Raw genomic sequence first — 14,760 nt, 5'->3', positions numbered from 1 at the left:
GGGTTACTCGGGGGCCTGCATGCCCAGCGCGGCGGCCACGCGGGCGGCGTCGCTGCGGGCCTGTTCCAGCGTGGGCGCCACGATGGTGATGTGGCCCATCTTGCGGCCACGGCGCGCATCGCGCTTGCCGTACAGGTGCAGCTTGGCCGTGGGCACCGCCAGAGCGGCGGCCCAATCGGGTTCGCGCTGCTGCGTGGCCTGCGCGGATTCATACCAGATGTCGCCCAGGATGTTCAGCATGACGGCGGGCGCAAGCAGCGCGGTGCCGCCCAGCGGCAAGCCGGCCATGGCGCGCGCCTGCTGTTCGAACTGGCTGGTGACGCAGGCGTTCATCGTGTAGTGGCCGCTGTTGTGCGGGCGCGGCGCGATCTCGTTGACGATCAGGCTGCCGTCCTTGAGGACGAAGAATTCCACGCACAGCACGCCGTGATAGCCCAGGCCTTGCGCAATGGATTGCGCGGCTTCGGTGGCGCGGGCCTGGCGTTCGGCGTGGGCGGCGTCCGACTGCACGGGCGCGGCGGTCGACACGGCCAGGATGCCGTCACGATGCACGTTGCGCGCGACCGGGAAGACGACGCTTGCGCCGTCGAAGCCACGCGCCAGCACGACCGAGATTTCGTAGTCCAGGGGCATCAGCGCTTCCAGCACGCAGGCCACGCCGCCGAATTCGGCGAAGGCGGCCAGCGCTTCGTCGCGCGTGTTGATGCGGGCCTGGCCCTTGCCGTCGTAGCCCAGGCGGGCCACTTTCAAGATGCCGGGGAACAAGGCGTCGGGCGCGGCGCGCAGATCGGCTTCGGCGCGGATCGCAGCGTGCGGCGCAACGGCGATGCCTTGCGAGGCGATGAAGGTCTTTTCGGCGATGCGGTCCTGCACGATGGCGACGGCGTCGGCGGCCGGGCTGACGCGGCAACGCGTGGCCAGCGTGCGCAGGCTCTGCGCGGGGACGTTCTCGAATTCGGTGGTGACGGCCTGACAGGTCTGCGCCAGGCGGGCCAGCCCGGCTTCGTCGTCGTAGGCGGCCTGGATGTGCAGGTCGGCGACCATGCCGGCGGGGCATTCATCGGCCGGGTCCAGCACCGCGACCTTGTAGCCCAGGCTTTGCGCCGCGTGGCAGAACATGCGGCCCAGCTGGCCACCGCCCAACAAACCGAGCCAGCCGCCGGGAGCAATCATGAAAGCAGTCGACTGGCTCATACGTTGGACGCCTCGGGGGGAACCTTCATGTCGCGCGCGGCTTGCGTCTGGCGGGCGCGGAACGCCACCAGCTTCTGATGCAGATCCGCGTCGGTGCCCGCCAGCGTGGCGATCACGTGCAGCGCGGCGTTCGCAGCGCCCGCCTCGCCGATGGCGAACGTCGCCACCGGCACGCCCTTGGGCATCTGCACAATGGACAGCAGCGAGTCTTCGCCGCGCAGGTATTTGGACGGCACCGGCACGCCGAACACCGGCACTTCGGTCAGCGCCGCCATCATGCCCGGCAGATGCGCCGCGCCGCCCGCGCCGGCGATGATGCCGCGCAAGCCACGGCCATGCGCGGCCGCGCCGTATTCGGCCATGTCCTGGGGCATGCGGTGCGCGGAAATCACGCGCGCTTCATAGGCGACGCCGAAATCCTCAAGCATGCTGACCGCGTGCTTCATGACCTCCCAATCGCTGGAAGATCCCATAATCACGCCCACCACGGGGGTGGCGCTGGCCGCTGCGGAAGTCTTGGCTGTCATAACCGGTGTCAAAGAGGTAAGACCGCGGAAACGGGCCCGCGGAATGTCAATGGACTGCGGACTCGGTCCGCGAAACCCGGTATTTTACCCGGCCCGCGCGGCAGGCTATGGCGCGGCCGGCGATGGCAGCCACAGATAGGTCTCGGGATTGTCGGGGCAAGGCCCAAACCCGCACTCCAGCGTGGTGCTGCCCAGGTTGGCCAGCGTCATGACGAAAAACAGGGCCATGACGAGGATGCCCAGCGCCGACACCGGCTTTTTCAGCATGCTGTCGCCCCACTTGCGGTCGGCGGTCTGCATCAGCACGCAGAAGACGATGATGGCGCCGAAGGCGATGAACGCCCAGGTGTAGAAATGCATGCCCAGGAACGGCGAGCCGTAGCCCGGATCGCCCGGCGCCATGTGCAGCAGCACTTGCCGGCCCGAGGCGACCATGCCGCCCAGCGACGCCGCGATGCTCATGCCGTAGTGCATGGGCGACGGCCCCAGCCGCATGTTCAAGAGGAAGCCGACGCCGGCAAGAATGAGCGCCACGCGCTGCAACAGGCAGAGCGGGCAAGGCAGCTCGTCATAAATGATCTGCCAGGCAAAGGCCATGGCCAGGATGCCCGTCACGCCCAGCAGCGCCAGGGCGTTGAGCACGCGCGAGCCGCGCGCCGGATTGCGAGAGAAGATCATCGCCCCGGCCCTTACAGCGACAACGCCAGCGGGGTGGTCATGTGATGCTGGCACCACGCGGCGAAGATCAGCAGCGTCAGCAGCCAGAAGGTTACGCACGGACGGCGCTTACCCAGCACGCCAAACCAGACGGCGGCAAGGCCAGTCAGAAAGGGCAACATCATGATCATGCAACGGGCTCCTGTAGGCGGCGTCCTGTAAGCAGCCCCGGAGTATAACGTAACAATCCGACATAATTGTTATCGAAAGCCCTGATGCGCGCGGCGGCGGCTTGTGCGTCCGGCGGTGCGCCCGGGCAATAAAAAAGCCCGCCTGGCGACAGGCGGGCTTTGTGCTGGCAGCGCCAGGCGGGGTCGTTCAGGCGATCAGGCGATCCAGCGCTTCGCGGTACTTGGCGGCCGTCTTTTCCAGCACTTCGCGGGGCAGGCGCGGCGCGGGCGGGGTCTTGTCCCAGGTCTGGGTTTCGAGCCAGTCGCGCACGAACTGCTTGTCGAACGACGGGGGGCTGATGCCCACGCGGTAGCCGTCGGCGGGCCAGAAGCGCGAGGAATCGGGCGTGAGCACTTCGTCCATCAAGTGCAGCGTGCCGTTGTCGTCCAGGCCGAATTCGAACTTGGTGTCGGCAATGATGATGCCCTTGGTCGCGGCGAACTTGGCCGCTTCCGTGTACAGCTTGAGCGTCACGTCGCGGATGCGCTCGGCCATTTCCTGGCCGACTTCCTTGACCACGTGCGCGAAGTCCACGTTTTCGTCGTGCATGCCGAATTCGGCCTTGGCGGCGGGCGTGAAGATGGGTTCGGGCAACTGGCTGGCCTGTTGCAGGCCGGCGGGCAGCTGGATGCCGCAGACGGCGCCAGTGGCCTGGTAGTCTTTCCAGCCGGAGCCGATCAGATAGCCGCGTGCAACGGCTTCCACCAGAATCGGCTTCAAGCGCTTGACCACGACGGCGCGGCCGCGCACCTGGTCCACTTCATCGGGGGCGACCACGTCTTCGGGCTTCACGCCCGTGGAGTGGTTCGGCAGGATGTGGGCCAGCTTCTGCAACCAGAATTCGGTCAGCTCGGTCAGCACCTGTCCCTTGCCGGGGATCGGGTCGTCAAGGATCACGTCGAAGGCGGAGATACGATCCGACGCGACGATCAGCAACTTGTCGTCGCCCACCGCGTACATATCGCGCACCTTACCGCGGCCCAGCAGCGGCAAGGACTTGATGCTGGATTGATGCAAAGCAGAAGTCACGGGAATGGCCTATGGCAAAAATGAAGATTCCCGCCACGGGCGAGCGCCAGGGCGGGAAGTAGAACGAAATCGGAACCTGCGCAAAAGGCGGCGTGGCCTCTGCAAGACGCATAGATTACTGCAAATATGTCCGTCTTGCCGGGCGGCAAGGGCCGGGTTAGGCTCTGATTACCGACACACGATACGCGCCGACCGCCCCAGCGGCGTCACGGCGCAGACCTTACGCCCGGAGACAAGCCGTATGCAGGATGCTTCCCTCAAACGCCCGTCCGCCGCCGACGCGCAGGTTCACCTGACTGGCGGTTGCCAGTGCGGCGCGATCCGCTACGCCGTCACCGACGAACCCATCACCGCCGCCACCTGCCATTGCCGCGACTGCCAATATTCCAGCGGCGGCGCCCCCGCCCATGCGCTGATATTTCCCGCCGGCTCGGTAACGATGCTGCGCGGCCAGGCCAAGGAACATCGCTATAAAGGTGATTCCGGCCACACCGTCATGCGCAGTTTCTGCGCGGCCTGTGGCACGCCGCTGTTCGGCGGCTCGGAAGGCATGGGATACGAAGTGGTGCGCGCGGGGTCGCTCGACGATCCCGAGGCGTTTCATGCGAAGGCATCGCTATGGACCAGCTCGGCGCCGTCCTGGCACCACGTGGACCGCAGCGTGCCGCATTTCCCGCAGAACGCGCCGGCCGGCTGATGCGGCTGAACTGAACGCCCGGCAAAACAAAGGGGCGGGTCCGTGATGGACCCGCCCCTTTTCCTTACCGCGCCGCCACCGCAAAGCGGCGGCATCGCAGGCTTATTGCACGACTTGCGACAGCTTGCCCGACGCGTATTGCGCGGCGATTTCCGTCAGCGGCAGTGCGCGGATCTTGCTGGCGTTGCCGGCGGTGCCGAATTCGTTGTAGCGAGCCACACAGATCGCCTTGGCGGCGGCGCGGGCGGGCTTCAGGTATTCGCGCGGGTCGAACTTTTCGGGGTTCTCGGCGAAGAAACGGCGGATCGCGCCGGTCATGGCCAGACGGATATCGGTGTCGATATTGATCTTGCGCACGCCGTACTTGATGGCTTCCTGGATTTCCTCGACCGGCACGCCGTAGGTTTCCTTCATGTTGCCGCCGAATTCACGGATCTCGGCCAGCAGTTCCTGCGGCACGCTGGAGCTGCCGTGCATCACCAGGTGGGTGTTGGGCAGGCGGGCGTGGATTTCCTTGATGCGGGAGATCGACAGGATGTCGCCCGTGGGCTTGCGCGTGAACTTGTAGGCGCCGTGGCTGGTGCCGATGGCGATCGCCAGCGCGTCCAGCTGCGTGCGGCGCACGAAGTCGGCGGCTTGTTCCGGATCGGTCAACAGCTGATCCATGGTCAGCTTGCCGTCGGCGCCGTGGCCGTCTTCCTTGTCGCCTTCCATGGTTTCCAGGGAACCCAGGCAGCCCAGCTCGCCTTCAACCGTCACGCCCAGCTTGTGGGCGACGTCCACGACCTTCTTGGTCACTTCGACGTTGTATTCGTAGTCGGCGATGGTCTTGCCGTCTTCTTTCAGCGAACCGTCCATCATCACGCTGGAGAAGCCCAGGTCGATGGCGCCTTGGCAGACCTTGGGCGACTGGCCGTGATCCTGGTGCATCACGACGGGGATGTGGGGGTAGGACTCAACCGCGGCCTGGATCAGGTGCTTCAGGAAGCCTTCGCCCGCGTACTTGCGCGCGCCGGCCGAAGCTTGCATGATCACCGGGCTGTCGGTCTCCGCAGCGGCTTCCATGATGGCCTGGACCTGTTCCAGGTTATTGACGTTGAAAGCCGGAATGCCGTAGCCGTTCTCGGCGGCGTGGTCGAGCAACTGGCGCATGGAGACTAGGGCCATGAGTGGTCCTCCTAAGTACTGTCTATGGAAAGATGGTTGAAGTCCTGCTGAATGGGGGGATTTTACGGGGGAATCGCTGAAAGGTCTTGCAACCGGCCGTATCCGGTCCATTCAGACGATGGCACACCGGAGCCTCGCCCTGCGAATCACCCGAATGCCGGATGGACAAGGCGGACGGTGAAGCGGGGCGGCAGCGCCGCCCCCTCATCGGTTCCGTCCCTCAGCCGGGCCGGGGAACGGCGATGCGGCCGGCCCAGGGCTGCGCCTGTTCCAGTTGGGCCGACAGCGTCAGCACGATGTCTTCACGGCCATAGCGGCCCACCACCTGAACGCCCACGGGCAGGCCCGCTTCCGTCCAGACCAGCGGCAGGCTTGCCGCTGGCTGGCCCGACGCGTTGAATGCCGCCGAGAACGTGCCATACCTGGCGGCCTGGCGGCGGAAGTCCAGGAACGACCCGGCCGCCGTGGACAGTTCACCCAGCTTCAAAGGCAATTGCGTCAGCGACGGCGACAGGATGGCGTCATAGCCTTCCATATAGCCATCAAGGATGCGGCCGATGGCGTGAAAGCGGTTCACGCTGCCGATGTACTGCGCGGCCGGCAGCGACTTGCCGTACTCGTAACCCTGGCGCAAGACGGGCTCCAGGTCGTCGTCGCGCAAGGACTGGCCGGTCAGCGCCAGGCGTGTGTCGACCGAGAGCACGATATTGCCCGCCAGCACATTGGCATGCGCCAGCACGAACGCGTCATAGTCGATGTCGGGCGGCGTGCCGTCCACGACCTCATGCCCCAGATCGCGGCACAATGCGGCGACGTGCTCGACGGCGGCCACGCATTCGGGCGCCACCGGTACGCCACTGAACGCGGTGCGCCACAGCATGATGCGCATTTTGCGCGGCGCTTGGGCCAACAGTTTCAGATACGACACCGGCGCGGCGGGCGCCGTGTAGGGCGCGCCGGGTTCCGGGGCGCTGATCGCGTCGAGCGCCGCGGCCGTATCGCGCACCGAACGCGACAGCACGCCGTCGGTCGCCAGCCCGCCCCAGCCTTCGCCACGAAACGGGCCCATCGGCACGCGGCCCCGCGATACCTTCAAGCCGTACACGCCACAAGCCGCGGCCGGAATGCGGATGGAGCCGCCGCCGTCGCTGCCGTGCGCCAGCGGCACGATGCCCGCGGCCACCGCCGCCGCCGCGCCGCCACTGGAGCCGCCCGTGGACCGGGTCGGGTCCCAGGGGTTGCGCGTGGGGCCGCCATTGCGCGCCGCTTCGGTCGTGGGCGCCATGCAGAATTCGGGCACGGTGGTGCGCGCGAACGGGATGAGGCCGGCAGCTTCAAAGCGGTCGGCCAGCGTAGCGTTGCGGGCATAGCGGGTGTCGTTCAGCAAGCGCGACCCCAGGCTGGACGGAAAGCGCGTGTGCGCCAGGCCGGAATCCTTCAGCAGAAAGGGAATGGCGCCAAACACGCCCCGGTGTTCCCAGGCGCGCGCCAGGTCCAGCGATTCTTCATAGCGCTCGTAGCACAGCGCATTCATGGCCGGCGCGCGTTCCTGCGCCAGTTTGATGGCGCAGGCCATCAGGTCTTCAGGGCGGACTTCGCGCCTTGCCAGCAGGTCGGCCAATGCCAGCCCGTCCAGCGCCTGATACTCGGTGTCACGCATACTGCTTGCTCCTGGTTGAGGGGTCCGACAGCGTCTCAAGATCGGGTTTGTTCCAGGACTTGCCCGGCACAGAATCAATCAAGCGGCGCGTGTATTCATGTTGGGGGTGGTAGAAAATCGTGGCCGCTCGGTCCAGCTCCACCAGTTCGCCCTGCCGCATCACGGCAATGCGGTCGCAGATTTGCGCCGCAACGCGCAAGTCGTGGGTGATGAACAGCACCGACAAATCAAATTGCCCGCTGACGGTCTTGAGCAGGTCCAGCACCTGCGCCTGTATGGAGACGTCCAGCGCCGACACCGCTTCATCCGCGACCAGCAGCCGGGGCTTCAATGCCAGGGCGCGCGCAATGCCGACGCGCTGCCGCTGGCCGCCAGAGAACTGATGCGGGTAGCGATCTCCGGCGTCTCCGCCCAGGCCCACCAGTTCCAGCAATTCACGCGCTTCGCGCAGCGCGGTCTTGCGGTTTTCGCCAAAGGCAATCGGCCCTTGCGCCACCGCTTCGATCACGCGATGGCGTGGATTCAACGAGGCATAGGGATCCTGGAACACCATCTGGATCTGGCGGCGATAAGGGCGGAAGTCGCGCGGCTTCAAGCCGACGAGCTCCTGGCCCTGCATGCGGACGCTGCCGCTATCGGGCGAAATCAGCCCGATCAGCGTGCGGCCCAGCGTGGACTTGCCCGACCCGGATTCGCCTACCAGCCCCAGCGTTTCGCCTTGCCGGATTTCCAGCGAGATATCCCACAGCGCATCGACGCGGCGCCCGCCGGTGGCGAAGGTCTTGCACAGCTTTTCCACCACCATCAGCGGGGCTGTGGCATCGCCCTCTTCCTTGCCCTCGGGCTTGTGCGGCACGGCGGCAATCAGTTGGCGCGTGTACGGATGCTGCGGCTGGTTCAGGATGGCGTCGGCGGTCCCTGCTTCCACCACCTCGCCTTTGCGCATCACGACGATGCGGTCGGCAATGTCGGCCACCACGCCGAAATCGTGCGTGATGAAAATGACGCCGATCCCCATGCGCCGCTGGATGTCCTTGATCAGGCCAAGGATCTGCGCCTGCGTGGTCACGTCCAGCGCCGTGGTGGGTTCGTCGGCAATCAGCACGTCGGGTTCCAGCGCCAGCGCCATCGCAATCACCACGCGTTGCCGCTGCCCGCCCGACAACTGAAACGGAAACGCGTCGTACATGGCTTGCGGATCGGGCAGCAGCACTTGCGCGAACAGTTCCAGCACGCGTTGCTTGCGTGCGGCGGCGCTCAGGTTGGTGTGACGCTCCAGCACCTCGTCGACCTGCCGGCCCACACGCATGATGGGATTGAGCGCCGTCATGGGTTCCTGGAACACCATGCCGAAGCAGCGGCCCCGCAGGCCGTACCAATCGGTGGCGGACATGCCGACCAGATCGCGTCCGCTGTAGAGAATCTGCCCTTGCGTAATGTTGAGTTGATCGGCCGGCAGCAAGCCCATGATGGCGTGCGCCGTCACGGATTTACCGGAACCGGATTCGCCCACCACGCACAGGATCTCATTGCGGTTGACGGTGTAGGACACGCCCCGCACCACCGTCGGCCCGCCGTGGGCGGCGGCGACGCTGAGGTCGCGGATTTCAAGCAGCGCGCTGTTGTGGTCGGTAGTCATCAGGTCGTCCTCCGGCGGGCCAGCTTGGGGTTCAGTGCATCGTTCAGCGCCTCGCCGATCAGGTTCAGGGACAACACCGTCAGCAGAATCGCCACGCCCGGAAACACGCTCATCCACCACGCGTCGCGCAACACGCTGCGAGACGCGCCGATGATGTAGCCCCACGTCATGGCGTTCGGGTCGCCCAGGCCCAGAAAGCTCAGGGCCGATTCCAGCAGGATCGAGCTGGCGATCATCAGCGAGCCCGACACGATCACGGGCGACAGGCTGTTGGGCAGGATCTGCGTGAGGATGATGCGCAGGTTCGATTGCCCGGCGAGCATGGCGGCTTGCACGAATTCACGATTCTTCAGGCTCATGAATTCGGCCCGCACCAACCGCGCCAGCGGCGGCCACGACACCACCGCGATCGCGAAGATGACGGTAGCCATGTTGGGCGTCAGGATCGCCACCAGCACCACCGCAAGAAAGAAGCTGGGAATGGTCTGGAACAGCTCGATGAAGCCGACGATGGCCTGATCCACGCGGCCGCCATAGAAGCCGGCCAACGCCCCGACCGTGATGCCCACAAGTATGGATACCGCGGTGGACACGGCCGCCAGCACCAGCGTCACGCGGGACCCATACGCGATGCCGGTGGCGATATCGCGGCCCAGCGTGTCGGTGCCCAGCAACGCGCCGTCGGACAGCGGCGGCATGAAGGGGCCGTTGATGATGTCCCACGGGCTGTCGGGAAATACCCAACTGGCGGTGACGGCCATCAGCGTCACCAGCCCCAGCACTATCAGGCCCATGATGCCGCCCTTGTTGCGGCAGAACGATTGCATGAACGCTTTCATTTCAGTTCGATCCTGGGGTCCGCCACCGTGTACAGAATGTCGGTGATCAGGTTGACGACGACCACGATCAACGAGGCCACGAAGAACACGCCCAACAGCACGCTGTAGTCGCGCTGGATCAACGCGTCAAACGCCAGCCGCCCGATGCCGGGCCACGCAAACACGGTTTCCACCAGCAGCGAACCGCCGATGAGACCGCCCGCCTGGATGCCCGCATAGGTGATGACGGGCAACAGCGCGTTGCGCAGCACGTGGCGCACGATGACAGTGCGTTCGGACAAGCCCTTGGCGCGCGCGGTCTTGACAAAGTCCAGCTGGCTGATTTCAAGAATCGATGCGCGCGTCAGCCGTGCGTACACAGCCATGTAGAACATGCCCAATGTCAGCGCCGGCAGCAGCAGGTGCTTGGCCACATCCGCCACGCGCGCCAGCCCCGTCAGGTTGGCGCCGACGCTTTCATAGCCGAAGGCCGGCAGCCATTCCAGATTGACCGAGAACAGCAGCACCAGCATCAGGCCCACCCAGAACAGGGGCGTGGCGTAGGCCAGCATCGATAGCGTGGTGATGACGGTGTCGCCCCATTTGCCTACCCGCAGCGCCGCCTGCGTACCCAGGCTGACGCCCGCCAGCAACGCGAACGCGAACGCCGACAAGGTCAGCAGCAACGTCGCCGGCAGGTGTTGCAGGATCAGGCTGGAGACCGATGCCTGCTGCCGATAGGAGTAGCCCAGATCGAACGTGGCGACGTTCTTCAGGTAATGCCCCAGCTGCACGGGAATGGGTTTGTCCAGCCCGAATTCCTGACGCAGCTTTTCGATGAACTCGGCGTCCACCGCTCCGGACTGCCCCGCCAGGATTTCGGCCGGGTCGCCCGGCGCCGCGCGCACCAGGAAGAAGTTGAAGAGCGCGATCATCAGCAGAACCAGTACGCTCTTGACCACCCGGTTCGCCAGGAATTTGCCGACCCTTTTCATTCTTTGGACAGCCAGGTGTCGCTTTGCGTGTCCACCACACCCAGCGCCGTCGTCACCGCGTCATGCACGCGCTTGTTCAGCAAGGTCGAGTAGTTGGTGTCGGCCAGCCACAGCACCGGCACGTCGTCGACCAGGATGCGCTGCACTTCGCTGTACAGTTTCTGGCGCTCTTCATCGGTGGCGGCCGTGGCGGCGGCGTTGAAGAGTTCGTCGACCTTGGGGTTGTTGTACTGCGAGGTATTGCTGAACATCAGCCCCTTCTTGATGTTGCTGCCCAGGTAGGTGCGCGACACGCCGATGGCCGGGTCGCCGTACTGGAACACACCGTTGGCGCCCATGTCGAAATCCCAATTTCCCACGCGGCTGGTCCAACCGCCCACGTCCGTGCTTTCGATGTTGACGGCCACGCCGATCTTCGCCAGGTTCTGCTTGATGTATTCGGCGGTGCGGCGCGGCATTTCGCCGTAGGGAAGCGGGATCAGGCCTACCGTGGCGCGCACGCCCTTGGCGTCCGGCTTCAAGCCCATTTCATCCAGCAGCGCGATGGCCTGCTTGGGGTCATAGGGATACTTCTTGACGTTGGCGTCATAAAAGCGCGTGTTGTGATGAATGGGGCCGGTTGCCACCGTGCCCGACCCGAACATGATCTTGTCGACGATGAACTGGCGGTTGATGCCATACATCAGCGCCTGACGGAAACGCTTGTCGGAAAACGGCTGGCGGCCGCCGTTCAATTCAATCCACTGCATGGTCGACCAGTATTCATACCCTTTGTGGGTTTGATTGATGGTCGGCAGCTTGGCGATGCGCGCCACATCGACGGGCTCGATGTCTTGCAGCCAGGCTTGCAGCACGGTGCCTTGTTCCAACGCCACGCGGCGCGACGCGGAATCGGGAATCACACGGTAGGTGATGCCGTCCAGATAGGGCCGGCCTTCCTTCCAGTAGTGTTCGTTCTTCACCAATTCAATGTAGGACCCGCGTTCCCAGCGCTTGAACTTGAACGGGCCGGTGCCGATCGGCGCGTTGTTGTTCGGGTTCTGGCCCACGGCCGCATCGACGTCGTACAGATGCTTGGGCAGGATGGCGCCGCCGCCGATATCGAACGCGTACAGGAATGCCGAGTACGGCTGCTTGAGTTTGAAGACGACCGTCTGCGCATCCGGCGCCGACACTTCCTGCACGTTGGTCATCAGCGTGCGCGTGCGCGGCGTGTTGGCCAGCACCTTGGTGTAGGTGAACACCACGTCGTCAGACGAGAAGGGCTTGCCGTCATGCCACTGCACCTTGGGCTGCAAGTGGAAGGTGTAGGTCAGGCGGTCGGCAGACACGTCCCATGACTTGGCCAGGCCGGGCTGCGGCTTCAGGTCGAAGGAATAGGTCAACAGGCTTTCGAAGATCTTGCCCGCAACCAGTTGCGTGCTGGCCACTTGCTGCACGGCCACGTTCAGCGTGGGCGGCTCGGGGCTGACGATGGCGGTCAGAACGCCGCCATATTGCGGCGTGTCGGCGGCTTGCGCGACGGATACGGACAGGGTCAACAGGCTGGCGGCGGCCAGCGTGGCGCGCGCCAGGGCGCGCCGGGCGATCGGGAATGTCATGGCAGGAATTCCGTAAGGTTGAAGATGGCGAAAGCAAGGCGGCGGGACAACAGCGGCACAAGGCCGTCAGCAGGAACAGCGCCGCCTTCAGGCTCAGGCTTGCAGCGGTTCCACGCCGCACCAGTCGTGCATGAACAGCGCCAGCGCAGTCGCAACACGCACCATGCTGTCCACCGACACGCATTCGTTGAAACCGTGCACGTTCTGCACCTTGGGGCCGTAGCAGGTGACCGGCACGTCCATCATCAAGCGGAAGTGGCGGCCGTCGGTGGTGGCGGTGAGCGCCGTGGGCTGCGGCGCTTCGCCTGTGACGCGGCGGTGGGCGTCTGCCAACAATTGCATGGCGGGCACGTCCAGGTCGTATTCGCAGCCGGGCGCGTGGAAACCTTCGTAGCGGATGTCGATGCGCACGTCGCTGTCGGTCAGGCTGGCCTGGACGGCGCGGATGCGCTTTTCGACCAGTTCCTTGGCCGCGTCGATCGTCATGTCGGGGTAGCACGCGATGCGCATGCCCAGCGTGCAGACGCTGGGCACGGAAGAATTCCAATCACCGGCGTGGATCTGGCCCAGATTGAAATTGATCGGGTGGGCGTGCTCGCGATAGGCCGGGTGACGGTTTTCCGGCAGGTTCCATTCATGTTCCAGCTGCTTCATGGCATCGACGATGCGCAGGCCGGTTTCGACCGGGTTCACGCCCGTGGTCATGTAGGCGGCATGCGCCGGGCGACCCACGACATCCACGTACATCCAGTACACGCCCAACTGCGCGCTCATCATGCGTTCGTGCGTGGGTTCGGGAATGACCACCGCGTCGAACGCGCTGAGTTTGGCGGCGGCGATGGCGCTTTGCAGCGCCGACACCGTGGCCAGCGTGCCATTGCCGGTGTTTTCCTCTTCCAGCACGCCGTTGAAGCCGACGGCGCCCGCGGGCTGCACGCCCAGGTCCTGCAATGCCTTGAAGGCGGCCAGCGCGCAGATGATGCCCGCCTTCATGTCGCCTGCGCCGCGACCGTACAGCCAGCCGTCGCGCAGCTCGCCGCTGAACGGCGCCGGGTCCCAGAGTTCGTGCGGGCCGGTGGGCACCACGTCCAGGTGGCCGTTGAACAGCAGCGCGCGCCCGCCCGCGCTGCGCGGTTCGTGGCGCGCCAGCACGTTGTAGCGCCCGCCGTCCGGGCAGCAGGCGGGCGAATACAGCGGCAGGTTCTTTAGTTCTTCGGTGCGCAGCACAATACGCTCGGACGCAAGGCCCAGATCCGCCAAGGCGCCTTCGAGGAATTCGGCGGCGGACATTTCCTGCCCGGGCAGGCTGCGGCACTGGACGAATCCGGTCAGCGTGTCGGTCATGTACTGGCGGAGCTGGTTGACGGCTTCGGCGATACGGGCCTGGTCCAGGCTGGCTGCTACGGCGCTGCTCATTGCATTCCCCTTGTCGGTTGTGAACTCGTTGATTTCTTAGGTATCAATAGTTGATACTTAAATATCTATATTTGGCATGATAGAGTTCGCACAATTGCGGGGCAAGACGGAAACCATGGGTGATTTCCCTAGCCCTGGCAGAAAACGATTGCCACTACAGTGCGTATCCGCGTGCGAATAAGCCCCACGCCGATCCAACGCCACGCAGACAAAAAAGAAACTGGAGTACATCAACATGGCCACAACCGAGACCCGGTTCAACCAATCCCTGGCGAAAGGCTTCGGCATCCTGGAGGCTTTCTCCAATCACCCCGGCCCACTCAGCCTGAACGAACTCACCGAGCTGTCCGGCCTGGACCGCAGCTCGACCCAGCGCATGCTGCACACGCTTGTCGCGCTGGGGTATCTGGAACGCGGCAGCAACCAGCGCGGCTACGTGCTGGGCAAGAAGATCCTGGACCGGACCTTTGATTTCCTGCGCGGCCATCCCCTGCTGGAACGCGCAACGCCCATCCTGGAACAGTTGCAGCAGGAATGCGGCGAACGGGTCGACCTGAGCCTGTTCGACGACCTGACCATCGTTTATGCGCTGCGCCGCCAGAGCAAGCGCCAGACCTTCTATGCCACCCTTGTCGGGCGCCGCATGCCCACGTTCTCTTCGTCGGGCGGCCGCGCCATCATGTCGCACCTGGCGGATGACGAAGTCGATGACATTCTGGCGCGCAGCGACATGCGTCCGCTGACCGCCAAGACCATCACCGACCCGGACGTGATCCGCCAGCGCGTGCGCGAAGCGCGCGTGCAGGGCTACGCCATCTGCCTGGAAGAAAGCATGGTGGGCGAGATCGTGCTGGGCAGCGCCGTCGTCGACCACACCGGCCGTCCCATTGCCGCCATACATATCTCGGGCCTGCTGGCCGAATGGACGCTCGAGTCTTTCTCGCAGCGCTTCAGTTCGCTGGCCATCTCGGCGGCGCGCGCATTGAGCGGCCGGCCGAATCGCAACTGAGGGCGGAGTCCATCGCGGTATCGATCAGCGCGGCCAGCGCTGCATCCGCCGCGACATCGGCGCCGGACGGAATCACGGCGCCGCCCCCTGGTTCACGGGAAATCCCTAGCGCCGGCCGCC

At 65.1% G+C, this 14,760-nt stretch carries 14 protein-coding genes; 2 read left to right on the top strand and 12 right to left on the bottom strand.

Annotated features, from left to right (window positions below; all coding sequences use genetic code 11):
* Positions 1-3: 3 nt before the first annotated feature.
* From API01S_RS17040 to API01S_RS17025, 5 genes are all read right to left on the bottom strand, one after another.
* Positions 4-1,194 (bottom strand): 5-(carboxyamino)imidazole ribonucleotide synthase, encoded by a 1,191-nt coding sequence (locus tag API01S_RS17040; RefSeq protein WP_061305397.1) that lies wholly within the window; start codon positions 1,192-1,194, stop codon positions 4-6.
* On the bottom strand, positions 1,191-1,721 hold the full coding sequence (gene purE, locus API01S_RS17035) for a 5-(carboxyamino)imidazole ribonucleotide mutase (protein WP_061305395.1): 531 nt from the start codon (positions 1,719-1,721) through the stop codon (positions 1,191-1,193). The genes API01S_RS17040 and purE overlap by 4 nt, the downstream gene beginning before the upstream one ends.
* Positions 1,722-1,826: 105 nt before the next feature.
* Positions 1,827-2,399, bottom strand: a complete 573-nt coding sequence (locus API01S_RS17030) for a disulfide bond formation protein B (protein ID WP_061305392.1) — start codon at positions 2,397-2,399, stop codon at positions 1,827-1,829.
* 11 nt (positions 2,400-2,410) lie between these two features.
* Positions 2,411-2,569 (bottom strand): DUF5993 family protein, encoded by a 159-nt coding sequence (locus API01S_RS29335; protein ID WP_006221141.1) that lies wholly within the window; start codon positions 2,567-2,569, stop codon positions 2,411-2,413.
* Positions 2,570-2,756: 187 nt separating this feature from the next.
* Positions 2,757-3,638, bottom strand: coding sequence for a phosphoribosylaminoimidazolesuccinocarboxamide synthase (locus tag API01S_RS17025; protein WP_006221142.1), 882 nt, complete (start codon positions 3,636-3,638; stop codon positions 2,757-2,759).
* Between the two features lie 241 nt (positions 3,639-3,879).
* Between API01S_RS17025 and API01S_RS17020 the strand changes: the two genes are divergently transcribed.
* Positions 3,880-4,335, top strand: a complete 456-nt coding sequence (locus tag API01S_RS17020; protein ID WP_006221143.1) for a GFA family protein — start codon at positions 3,880-3,882, stop codon at positions 4,333-4,335.
* A 102-nt stretch (positions 4,336-4,437) separates the two neighbouring features.
* Here API01S_RS17020 and fba read toward each other — a convergent pair whose 3' ends face one another.
* From fba to API01S_RS16985, 7 genes are all read right to left on the bottom strand, one after another.
* Positions 4,438-5,502 carry a class II fructose-bisphosphate aldolase gene (gene fba, locus API01S_RS17015; protein ID WP_006221144.1) on the bottom strand — a complete coding sequence of 355 codons (1,065 nt, stop codon included), beginning with the start codon at positions 5,500-5,502 and terminating at the stop codon, positions 4,438-4,440.
* Positions 5,503-5,722: 220 nt separating this feature from the next.
* On the bottom strand, positions 5,723-7,162 hold the full coding sequence (locus tag API01S_RS17010) for an amidase (RefSeq protein ID WP_061305391.1): 1,440 nt from the start codon (positions 7,160-7,162) through the stop codon (positions 5,723-5,725).
* The gene (locus API01S_RS17005; protein ID WP_061305389.1) at positions 7,155-8,801 is read right to left on the bottom strand and encodes an ABC transporter ATP-binding protein; all 1,647 of its coding nucleotides are present in this window, start codon (positions 8,799-8,801) and stop codon (positions 7,155-7,157) included. Before API01S_RS17005 ends, API01S_RS17010 begins: the two co-directional genes overlap by 8 nt.
* Positions 8,801-9,640 carry an ABC transporter permease gene (locus API01S_RS17000; RefSeq protein WP_006221147.1) on the bottom strand — a complete coding sequence of 280 codons (840 nt, stop codon included), beginning with the start codon at positions 9,638-9,640 and terminating at the stop codon, positions 8,801-8,803. Before API01S_RS17000 ends, API01S_RS17005 begins: the two co-directional genes overlap by 1 nt.
* Positions 9,637-10,614 (bottom strand): ABC transporter permease, encoded by a 978-nt coding sequence (locus API01S_RS16995; protein ID WP_006221148.1) that lies wholly within the window; start codon positions 10,612-10,614, stop codon positions 9,637-9,639. Before API01S_RS16995 ends, API01S_RS17000 begins: the two co-directional genes overlap by 4 nt.
* The gene (locus tag API01S_RS16990; RefSeq protein WP_050730831.1) at positions 10,611-12,215 is read right to left on the bottom strand and encodes an ABC transporter substrate-binding protein; all 1,605 of its coding nucleotides are present in this window, start codon (positions 12,213-12,215) and stop codon (positions 10,611-10,613) included. The genes API01S_RS16995 and API01S_RS16990 overlap by 4 nt, the downstream gene beginning before the upstream one ends.
* Positions 12,216-12,308: 93 nt before the next feature.
* On the bottom strand, positions 12,309-13,631 hold the full coding sequence (locus tag API01S_RS16985) for an ArgE/DapE family deacylase (RefSeq protein WP_061305387.1): 1,323 nt from the start codon (positions 13,629-13,631) through the stop codon (positions 12,309-12,311).
* A 235-nt stretch (positions 13,632-13,866) separates the two neighbouring features.
* On the opposite strand from API01S_RS16985, the gene API01S_RS16980 reads away from it, so the two are divergent.
* Positions 13,867-14,640 (top strand): IclR family transcriptional regulator, encoded by a 774-nt coding sequence (locus API01S_RS16980; protein WP_006221151.1) that lies wholly within the window; start codon positions 13,867-13,869, stop codon positions 14,638-14,640.
* Positions 14,641-14,760: the final 120 nt, after the last annotated feature.

The sequence above is a fragment of the Achromobacter piechaudii NBRC 102461 genome, from assembly GCF_001571245.1.
Classification (GTDB): Bacteria; Pseudomonadota; Gammaproteobacteria; order Burkholderiales; family Burkholderiaceae_B; genus Achromobacter; species Achromobacter piechaudii.
The sequence above is the reverse complement of the archived record's forward strand: the minus strand, read 5'-3'. Positions and strand labels throughout refer to the sequence as shown.

What these genes read in the sequence shown, in the direction of transcription:
- fba (WP_006221144.1), bottom strand. Translation starts at nt 5,502, where the DNA reads ATGGCCCTAGTCTCCATGCGCCAGTTGCTCGACCACGCCGCCGAGAAC.
- API01S_RS16990 (WP_050730831.1), bottom strand. Translation starts at nt 12,215, where the DNA reads ATGACATTCCCGATCGCCCGGCGCGCCCTGGCGCGCGCCACGCTGGCC.
- API01S_RS16995 (WP_006221148.1), bottom strand. Translation starts at nt 10,614, where the DNA reads ATGAAAAGGGTCGGCAAATTCCTGGCGAACCGGGTGGTCAAGAGCGTA.
- API01S_RS17005 (WP_061305389.1), bottom strand. Translation starts at nt 8,801, where the DNA reads ATGACTACCGACCACAACAGCGCGCTGCTTGAAATCCGCGACCTCAGC.
- API01S_RS17030 (WP_061305392.1), bottom strand. Translation starts at nt 2,399, where the DNA reads ATGATCTTCTCTCGCAATCCGGCGCGCGGCTCGCGCGTGCTCAACGCC.
- API01S_RS17000 (WP_006221147.1), bottom strand. Translation starts at nt 9,640, where the DNA reads ATGAAAGCGTTCATGCAATCGTTCTGCCGCAACAAGGGCGGCATCATG.
- purE (WP_061305395.1), bottom strand. Translation starts at nt 1,721, where the DNA reads ATGACAGCCAAGACTTCCGCAGCGGCCAGCGCCACCCCCGTGGTGGGC.
- API01S_RS17040 (WP_061305397.1), bottom strand. Translation starts at nt 1,194, where the DNA reads ATGAGCCAGTCGACTGCTTTCATGATTGCTCCCGGCGGCTGGCTCGGT.
- API01S_RS17020 (WP_006221143.1), top strand. Translation starts at nt 3,880, where the DNA reads ATGCAGGATGCTTCCCTCAAACGCCCGTCCGCCGCCGACGCGCAGGTT.
- API01S_RS16985 (WP_061305387.1), bottom strand. Translation starts at nt 13,631, where the DNA reads ATGAGCAGCGCCGTAGCAGCCAGCCTGGACCAGGCCCGTATCGCCGAA.
- API01S_RS17010 (WP_061305391.1), bottom strand. Translation starts at nt 7,162, where the DNA reads ATGCGTGACACCGAGTATCAGGCGCTGGACGGGCTGGCATTGGCCGAC.
- API01S_RS29335 (WP_006221141.1), bottom strand. Translation starts at nt 2,569, where the DNA reads ATGATCATGATGTTGCCCTTTCTGACTGGCCTTGCCGCCGTCTGGTTT.
- API01S_RS16980 (WP_006221151.1), top strand. Translation starts at nt 13,867, where the DNA reads ATGGCCACAACCGAGACCCGGTTCAACCAATCCCTGGCGAAAGGCTTC.